Source organism: Rhizobium sp. SEMIA 4085 (assembly GCF_013004495.1).
Taxonomy (GTDB): Bacteria; Pseudomonadota; Alphaproteobacteria; order Rhizobiales; family Rhizobiaceae; genus Rhizobium; species Rhizobium gallicum.
The window spans coordinates 1-7877 of sequence record NZ_JABEPH010000295.1 but is presented as its reverse complement, the minus strand read 5'-3'; the positions used below and the strand labels follow the sequence as shown (position 1 = coordinate 7877).

The window sequence follows — 7877 nt, the reverse complement described above, 5'->3', positions numbered from 1 at the left end:
GATGAGCGCGGCACCCGAGGTCAGCGGGCTCGGCATGGCAAGGAGGCCCTTGGCTTCGGGTTTCGTCAGATCCTTCCAGCTCGCCGGCTTCATCGAGGCCGAGGTATTGTACATGATGCCGGTGGTGATCAGCTTCGTGGAATAGTAGTGGCCGTCAGCATCGTACAATGCGGCGTCGTAGCTTGCGGCTTCCGGCGACTTGTAGGCGAGCAGCTTGCCGGCCTCCTTGAGGCGCTCCAGCGTCACCGTATCGGCGATCAGCAACACGTCGGCAACTGGGTTGCCGGCTTCGATCTCGGCCTGCAACTTCGCCATGATCTTCGGCGTGCCGTCGCGCACCCAGTCGACCTTGACGTCCGGATTTGCGGCCATGAAGCCATCGACCGTCGCCTGCGCGTCCTCGTTCGGCTGGCTGGTATAAAGCACGAGATTGGTAGCCTCAGCCGAAACGGAAACGAGACCGGCAGCCAGCAATGCGGCAAAGATGGAGACCTTTTTCATGGCAATTCCCTCATGATGAACATGACGGTTCCATAGAGAGGCCGAATAACATGATTGTGACAGTCGGCCATGGGCCTCCGCGAATACTGGCGCGAGCCGCACTTGACCACGACGGTACCCCGCTATTTTCTAACCCGCGTTTCTTTTTTTGATTTTGAATTTGGGAGATGAGCAATGGAATATCGCCTACTTGGCCGCTCGGGCCTCAAGATTTCGACCGTGACGATGGGCACGATGACCTTCGGCGGCAAGGGCTGGGCGAAGATGGTCGGCGATCTCGGCGTTTCCGAAGCCCGCCGCCTCGTCGATCTGTGCCTCGATGCGGGCGTCAACCTGATCGACACCGCCGATGTCTATTCGGCCGGCGTCTCGGAGGAAATTCTTGGCGAAGTCCTTGGCGGCAAGCGCAAGAACGGCGTGCTGATCGCGACTAAGGCGCGCTTCCCGATGGGCGACGGCCCGAACGATGCGGGCTCGTCGCGCCAGCACCTGATCGCGGCTTGCGAGGCAAGCCTCAAGCGCATGAAAACCGATGTCATCGATCTCTATCAGCTTCACGAATGGGACGGCCAGACGCCGCTCGAAGAAACCATGGAGGCCCTCGATACGCTCGTGCACCAGGGCAAGGTCCGCTATGTCGGCTGCTCGAACTTTTCAGGCTGGCACATCATGAAGGCGCTCGGCATTAGCGAAAGGGACAAGCGCCAGCGCTTCGTCAGCCAGCAGATCCATTATACGCTCGAAGCCCGCGACGCCGAATACGAGCTGCTGCCCGTCAGCATCGATCAGGGGCTCGGGGTTCTCGTCTGGAGCCCGCTGGCAGGTGGTCTCCTCTCCGGCAAGCATCGCCGCAATCAGGCCGCACCGGAAGGCACCCGTCAGTTCGCCGGATGGACCGAACCACCGATCCGCGACGAAAACCGCCTCTGGAATATCGTCGAGACGCTGGTGGCGATCGCCGAGAGCCGCAGTGTATCGGCCGCGCAGGTGGCGCTTGCCTGGCTGATCGGCCGAAAGGCCGTGACTTCCGTCATCATCGGGGGACGCACCGAAGCGCCGTTCAAGGACAACCTCGCCGCTGCCGAACTGAAGCTGACCGAGGAGGAGCGCAGGCGCCTCGACGACGTCAGCCTGCCGCCGGTCATCTATCCCTATTGGCACCAGCTCAATACGGCGAGCGTCCGCCTGAGTGAGGCGGACATGGAATTGTTCGCCCCGCACCTGAAGAAATAGGCTTCTAAGGGATCGGCGGCGCTCAGCTGCCGATTTCCTTTGCGATCAACTTGCCGAGGCGGCCGATGCCTTCCTCGATCATGACGTCGTTGGCGCAGGAGAAACTGACGCGGATCGTGTTTTCACCCGAGCCGTCGGCAAAGAAGGCCCTGCCGGGAACGAAGGCGACCTTTGCGGTCTCTATCGATTTTGCAAGCAGCGCCGCACCGTCCATGCCCTTCGGCAGCGTGATCCAGATGAACATGCCGCCTTCCGGTTTCGTCCAGGTGATACCGGCTGGCATATGCTTGGCAAGTGCGGCCAGCATCGCGTCGCGGCGGTGGCTGTAGGCCGCCTTGATCTTTGCGACCTGCGCATCGAAGCCGCGCTCGGCGACCTTCGTGATCGCCATCTGGTTGATCGTCGAGGAATGCAGGTCAGCGGCCTGCTTCATCAGCACCAGCTTACGGATAACCGGCGCGTTGGCGACGACGAAACCGACGCGAAGGCCGGGCGCAAGCGTCTTCGAGAAGCTACCGCAATAGATCGTGCGCGTGTTGTCGATATGCCGCTTCTTGGCGATCTCCAGCGCCAGGATTGGCGGGATAGGCTCGCCGTCATAACGCAGGGACTGATAGGCGGCATCTTCGATAACGGCGATATCGAGTTCTTCCGCAAGTTCGAGTACATTTTCACGGCCCGCGCGATCGACGGTCTCGCCGGTCGGGTTCGAGAAGTCCGCCGAGAGATAGGCGAACTTCACCTTGCCGCCGTTCTGGGCGGCGGTGGCGCGGTAGGAATCCGGCGTCCGGTTGCCGTTCGGCGTCAACTGATCGTAAGACGGCTCGTATGCATTGAAGGCCTGCAACGCGCCGAGATAGGTCGGCCAGGCGACGAGCGCCGTATCCTTCGGCGACAGGAAGAGCTTGCCAAGATAATCGAGGCCCTGCTGCGAACCCGAAACGATGAAGACATTGTCGAGCTCACAAAAGATGTCGAGCGCCGCCATCTGCTTCACCAGCCATTCGCGCAGCGGCTTGTAACCTTCGCTCACCGAATACTGCAGCGCCGAGCTGACTGCCGCACTATTGAAAATATCGGCATAGGCCGCCTGGAATTCCTTGTCGGGAAACAGCGCCGGATCCGGAATTCCGCCGGCAAACGAAATGATGTCCGGCTGGTCAAGAAGCTTCAGCAGCTCGCGGATTTCCGATGCACGCATGCGCGAGGATCGCGTCGCAAACATATTCTCCCAATTCAACATGGGCATTTCCTCATATTTTCTATAGCCGCAACCAGACCACGCAGCGGCATTTATGTCAATAATACTGACCTATTTTCTTGTCACGGTGACAAGTTTCAGGTCTTGTATTCGAAAGCTGCAGGCACAGGAATAGCGAGACAAAGGAAATCGAGCGGATCTTGACTGCCCTCTCGGCCTCTCACAAGTTGGCCATGGCCGACGCTATCGTCTATGCGACGGCAGAGCTTCACGATGCCGATATTTTAACGCTGGACGCTCGCTTCAAAGATTTGGAGCGTACCGTCTACTTCGAGAAAGCTTGATGACACCCTCATTCTATGACGAAAATGCCGAGGTCTATGCCTCGCGGAACCGCGAGCTGCCGACAGCGCGGCTCGACGCCTTTCTCTCCGCCCTACCTTCCGGCGCCCGCATCCTCGAACTCGGCTGCGGCGGTGGACAAGATAGTGCCTATATGCTCTCCAAAGGCTTCGACGTGATGGCGACGGATGGCTCGGTGGAACTGGCCAAGCAAGCTGAAAAACTGATCGGCAAGCCCGTCAAGGTGATGCGCTTCGAGGAGTTGGAAGCCAAGGACGAATTCGACGGCATCTGGGCCGAGGCCAGCCTGCTGCATGTGCCGCGAAAGGACTTGCCCGCTGTACTAGCCCGTATCCGCCAGGCGCTGAAGGATGGCGGCGCGCTCCATGCAAGTTTCAAGGCGGGGACGGCAGAGGGACACGATAGCTTCGGCCGGTATTACAACTACCTTTCCGCGGCCTGTTTGTCCGAATTGCTGATGGCCGGCGGCTGGCGGAACATCACCATCGATGAAGCCGATGGTAGCGGTTACGACAACAAGCCGACGCGCTGGCTTCACCTGCGAGCACAATAATGCAAGGGCCGGAGCTTCCGCCCCGGCCCTTCCAATTCCGGCAGTCAAGACACGCTTAGTTCACGCTCTTGTCGACCAGCTTGTTCTTGCCGATCCACGGCATCATGCCGCGGAGCTTCGCGCCGACTTCTTCGATCTGGTGCGAGTCGTTGACGCGACGGATGCCCTTGAAGCGCGAGCCGCCGGCGCGGTATTCCTGCATCCACTCCGACGTGAACTTGCCCGTCTGGATGTCTTTGAGGACGCGCTTCATTTCGGCCTTGGTTTCTTCGGTGATGATGCGCGGGCCGGTGACATATTCGCCCCACTCGGCCGTGTTCGAGATCGAGTAGTTCATGTTGGCGATGCCGCCTTCATAGATCAGGTCGACGATCAGCTTCACTTCGTGCAGGCACTCGAAATACGCCATTTCCGGAGCGTAGCCAGCTTCGACCAGCGTTTCGAAACCAGCGCGGATGAGCTCGACGAGACCGCCGCATAGGACGACCTGTTCGCCGAAGAGGTCGGTTTCGCACTCTTCGCGGAAGTTGGTCTCGATGATGCCCGAACGGCCGCCGCCGACGCCGCAGGCGTAGGAAAGAGCGAGTTCAAGCGCATTGCCGGACGCGTTCTGGTGAACGGCAACGAGGCAGGGAACGCCGCCGCCCTTCTGGTATTCGCCGCGAACCGTATGGCCCGGGCCCTTCGGCGCGATCATGACGACGTCAACAGAAGCCTTCGGCTCGATGAGGCCGAAGTGGACGTTGAGGCCGTGTGCGAAAGCGATGGCGGCGCCGTCGCGGATGTTGGCAGCGATTTCCGACTTGTAGATGTCGGCCTGCAGCTCATCAGGCGTCGCCATCATCATCAGGTCGGCCCACTTGGCGGCTTCTGCAACCGTCATGACCTTAAAGCCGTCGGCTTCGGCCTTCTTGACGGTCGGCGAACCAGCCTTGAGCGCGATGACGACATTGCCGGCGCCGCTGTCCTTCAGGTTCAGCGCGTGGGCGCGGCCCTGCGAACCGTAGCCAATGACGGCGACCTTCTTGGACTTGATGAGATTGAGATCGGCATCACGATCGTAATAGACGCGCATTTGAAGTTCCTTCCCTTTTGCTTGTCGTGTTGATGTGTAAAACAGCGGAACTCAGCTCAGCGCCGGCATTTCCGCTAAAACCTTCTCCGTGCCGTAGAGCCGGAGGAAAGCAGTCACCGCCTTCTCCGCCTGCCGCGCGGTATCCTTGAGACCTGGCTCGCCGAGCAGCATGCGCACATGCAGGTCAGAGACGATCAGGCCGTAAAGCGTGTGATAGGCCTCGTCGGCATCATAAAAGCGCAGCAGCCCTGCCCGCTTCCCCGCATCGATCAGCGCCATGGCGCGGCGGTCGATCTGGCGGCGGCCGCGCTCCAGAAGCAGCTTGCCGAGCTTCGAGCCGTCGCGATGCGACTGGCCGATCGCCAGCCTGTTTAGCGCCAGCGAAACATCGCCGGCCAGAACCTCCAGCAGGTCGCGTGCGAAGAGGACGACATGGTCATGCAGACTCGTCGCCGTCAGCCGTTCGCCGTTGCGCTCGAACGTGCGCACCTTGCTGGCCTGATAGGCAATCATCGCCGACAGCAGGCCATCGCGGTCACCGAACCATTTGTAGAGGCTTTCCTTGGAGCAGTTGGCAGCGCGTGCGACGCCCGACGTCGTCAGCGCCTTCTCCCCGCCATCGACAAGGAGTTGCAGCGCCTGCTCCAGAACGGCGTTCTGACGGGGCGAAAATTCGCTGGGCTCCAAGGTTTCGACAGACACGATATGCGCTCCCAAAATACGTACCGTACGGTACGGTTCGTGGATGCTTATTGCGCAGTCGTTCTCGCCCGTCAAGAGGGGGCGAGAACGAAGCAAAAATTTACTGCAGCCGGCCGCTCTATTCGGCAGCGGTCGCCGAGCGCTCTGCCTCGACGTCGCGCGCAGGCGAGATGCCGTAGAGACGGCTGTATTCCCGGCTGAACTGCGACGGGCTTTGATATCCGACGCGATGCCCGGCCATTCCGGCATCCAGCCGCTCGATCAGCATCAAGCGACGCGCCTCGTGCAGGCGGAGCTGCTTCTGGAATTGCACCGGCGTCAGCGCGGTGACGGATTTGAAATGATGATGGAACGACGAGACGCTCATGCCAACAAGCTCGGCGAGCGCTTCAATCCTTAAGGGTCTTGCATAATTTTCCCTGAGCCATCCCACGGCGCGGGCAATCCTGTTGCTCTGGCTTTCTGCGAGCGCAATGTTCAAGAGGTGTGGGCCGACGGGCCCGGTCAGCACGCGATAGAGGATTTCCTGCTCGATCAGCGGTGCCATGGCAGCGATATCATTTGGACGGTCGAGCAGGCGCACCAGCCGCACGGCCGCCTCCAGCAGTTCCGGCGGCGCGGCGTTGACCGCCATGCCCCGCAGCCCCTCGGTGTGCGCCGCTGGACGCGGGATATCGACGCGGCGCAGAAGCGCAGCAACCCTTTCGGCATCGATCGCCATTGCAAAGCACAGATGGGGCGCGTCCGGGCTTGCCTCCGTGACGCGCCACGCGACCGGAAGGTCAAGTGACGTCAAAAGATAGTCGCCGGTGCCGTAGTTCAGCGTTTCCGTCCCGAGCCTGACGCTCTTTGCGCCCTGCAGCACCATGGCGACGCACGGTCGGTAGGCCGAGTGAAAGGGTCCCGCCGGCTTTGAACGGCGGCTCAGGAAGAGGTTGCCAATGGCCGTCGCGAACTCGCCCTCCCCGGATGTATGGCGCGCCGCGATGGACGAGATTTCCTGATAAGGGTTGAAGGGCAATGTCATGGGATAACTCGTTGTGAGATGGCGCAGGTCCACCTTATCTAAGCTTCACGGCAGCATCCTACAAACCCGAAGTCGCATTATCAGGTCTCAGGAAGGAAGCGAGTGGCCGCCACTGCGAAAATGGACCGCTGGGACAGCCCGGCGTCAGGATCGGCCGTTGCGGCATTCGCGAAACCTCCTATTGTGCCAAGTTGCAAAAGCTCATGCGGAACACGCTTTGGTCAGTGCGTTGCGGCAATGAATTTGAGCCTATCGAGAGGAAAAGATGCGTTTTATCAATCCTATTCCTTTCGTTCGCGACATCGATCGGTCGAAAGAATTCTACAACAAGCTGCTCGGTCTGAAAATTATCGAGGACGCCGGAAATTTCGTCCTTTTCGAAACCGGCTTTGCAATCCATGAGGGACGATCGCTTGAACAAACGGTCTGGCGCCGGACGCGTGAGGGAGCCCAATCCTATGGGCGAAGAAACTGGCTCTTGTATTTTGAAGATGGCGATGTCGATGCCGCCTTTGAAAAGATCGCGCCGCATGTGGAGTTGATCCACCCCGTAGAAAAACAAGCGTGGGGACAGAGGGTCTTCCGTTTCTACGATCCGGATGGGCACGCAATAGAAATTGGCGAGCCACAGAGCTGAAGAGGAACATTTGACTCTGAACTGGCCGGATTATCCTGACAGGTCAGGTGAACCCTGAGCGCGAAAGCAGCCTTCGAATTGGAGACGCTAGTCGCTCGATACGGCTGCATTTTCGTCTGTGAAGAGCGATTGCGGCGTGCCACGAGTGCACCGCCGACAAGGGCAGCTGATCGGCTGAGACGCGGGCTGCTGGATGAGGCAACAACTCAAAGGTTGCTAACTCTCCTCAGGCCGGTTCAAGAAACGGTCGAGGGGAAGAGCACCACAGCCAGTCGGTCGTGGAAACGCGTCGGTCCCGCTGGTTCCGCTAATCATCATCCTTTAGCACGGCGCAGCACACCTGAATGACAGCGCCGAAGCTGCGGACTTCCGCCAATAGCATTTGCTGGCGGTAACGGATTTGCAGGATCGTGCAAAAAGCTCGCAGGATTGCTCTAACGCCTCTTAGCAGTTTCGATGCATCGTCCGGCCGTCCAATTCCTCAAATCAAAGGAAGATTCAGATGGCTATTGCAAAAGGCTATGCCGCCACTGACGCGTCAAAACCGCAGGCGCACTTCCCCTTTGACCGCCGTGAACCGCATGA

9 protein-coding genes are annotated in these 7877 nt (G+C 59.8%); 4 read left to right on the top strand and 5 right to left on the bottom strand.

Annotated features, from left to right (window positions below):
* The coding region (locus C9413_RS23880; RefSeq protein WP_170250985.1) for an extracellular solute-binding protein at nucleotides 1–501 on the bottom strand (501 nt) is incomplete at its 3' end.
* Nucleotides 502–675: 174 nt separating this feature from the next.
* Here C9413_RS23880 and C9413_RS23875 point away from each other — a divergent pair.
* Nucleotides 676–1734 carry an aldo/keto reductase gene (locus C9413_RS23875; protein WP_170250984.1) on the top strand — a complete coding sequence of 353 codons (1059 nt, stop codon included), beginning with the start codon at nucleotides 676–678 and terminating at the stop codon, nucleotides 1732–1734.
* Nucleotides 1735–1756: 22 nt separating this feature from the next.
* Here C9413_RS23875 and C9413_RS23870 read toward each other — a convergent pair whose 3' ends face one another.
* On the bottom strand, nucleotides 1757–2977 hold the full coding sequence (locus tag C9413_RS23870; RefSeq protein ID WP_039845273.1) for a PLP-dependent aminotransferase family protein: 1221 nt from the start codon (nucleotides 2975–2977) through the stop codon (nucleotides 1757–1759).
* 146 nt (nucleotides 2978–3123) lie between these two features.
* Between C9413_RS23870 and C9413_RS23865 the strand changes: the two genes are divergently transcribed.
* Together C9413_RS23865 and C9413_RS23860 are read left to right on the top strand one after the other, a co-directional pair.
* A complete protein-coding gene (locus C9413_RS23865) occupies nucleotides 3124–3279 on the top strand; it encodes a PIN domain-containing protein (protein WP_039845274.1) in 156 nt (51 codons plus the stop codon).
* On the top strand, nucleotides 3279–3851 hold the full coding sequence (locus tag C9413_RS23860) for a class I SAM-dependent methyltransferase (RefSeq protein WP_039845275.1): 573 nt from the start codon (nucleotides 3279–3281) through the stop codon (nucleotides 3849–3851). The genes C9413_RS23865 and C9413_RS23860 overlap by 1 nt, the downstream gene beginning before the upstream one ends.
* Before the next feature lie 55 nt (nucleotides 3852–3906).
* Here the strand turns inward: C9413_RS23860 and ilvC are convergent, their stop codons facing one another.
* The 3 genes from ilvC to C9413_RS23845 all read right to left on the bottom strand — a co-directional run bounded on the left by ilvC (nucleotide 3907) and on the right by C9413_RS23845 (nucleotide 6655).
* On the bottom strand, nucleotides 3907–4926 hold the full coding sequence (gene ilvC / locus C9413_RS23855; RefSeq protein ID WP_022714456.1) for a ketol-acid reductoisomerase: 1020 nt from the start codon (nucleotides 4924–4926) through the stop codon (nucleotides 3907–3909).
* 51 nt (nucleotides 4927–4977) lie between these two features.
* The gene (locus C9413_RS23850) at nucleotides 4978–5643 is read right to left on the bottom strand and encodes a TetR/AcrR family transcriptional regulator (RefSeq protein ID WP_170250983.1); all 666 of its coding nucleotides are present in this window, start codon (nucleotides 5641–5643) and stop codon (nucleotides 4978–4980) included.
* Nucleotides 5644–5746: 103 nt separating this feature from the next.
* Entirely contained in the window at nucleotides 5747–6655 is a 909-nt protein-coding gene (locus C9413_RS23845; protein ID WP_039845277.1) for an AraC family transcriptional regulator, read from the bottom strand.
* A 265-nt stretch (nucleotides 6656–6920) separates the two neighbouring features.
* On the opposite strand from C9413_RS23845, the gene C9413_RS23840 reads away from it, so the two are divergent.
* Nucleotides 6921–7292: a VOC family protein gene (locus C9413_RS23840; RefSeq protein ID WP_039845278.1), complete on the top strand. Its 372-nt coding sequence runs from the start codon at nucleotides 6921–6923 to the stop codon at nucleotides 7290–7292.
* Nucleotides 7293–7877 lie beyond the last annotated feature (585 nt).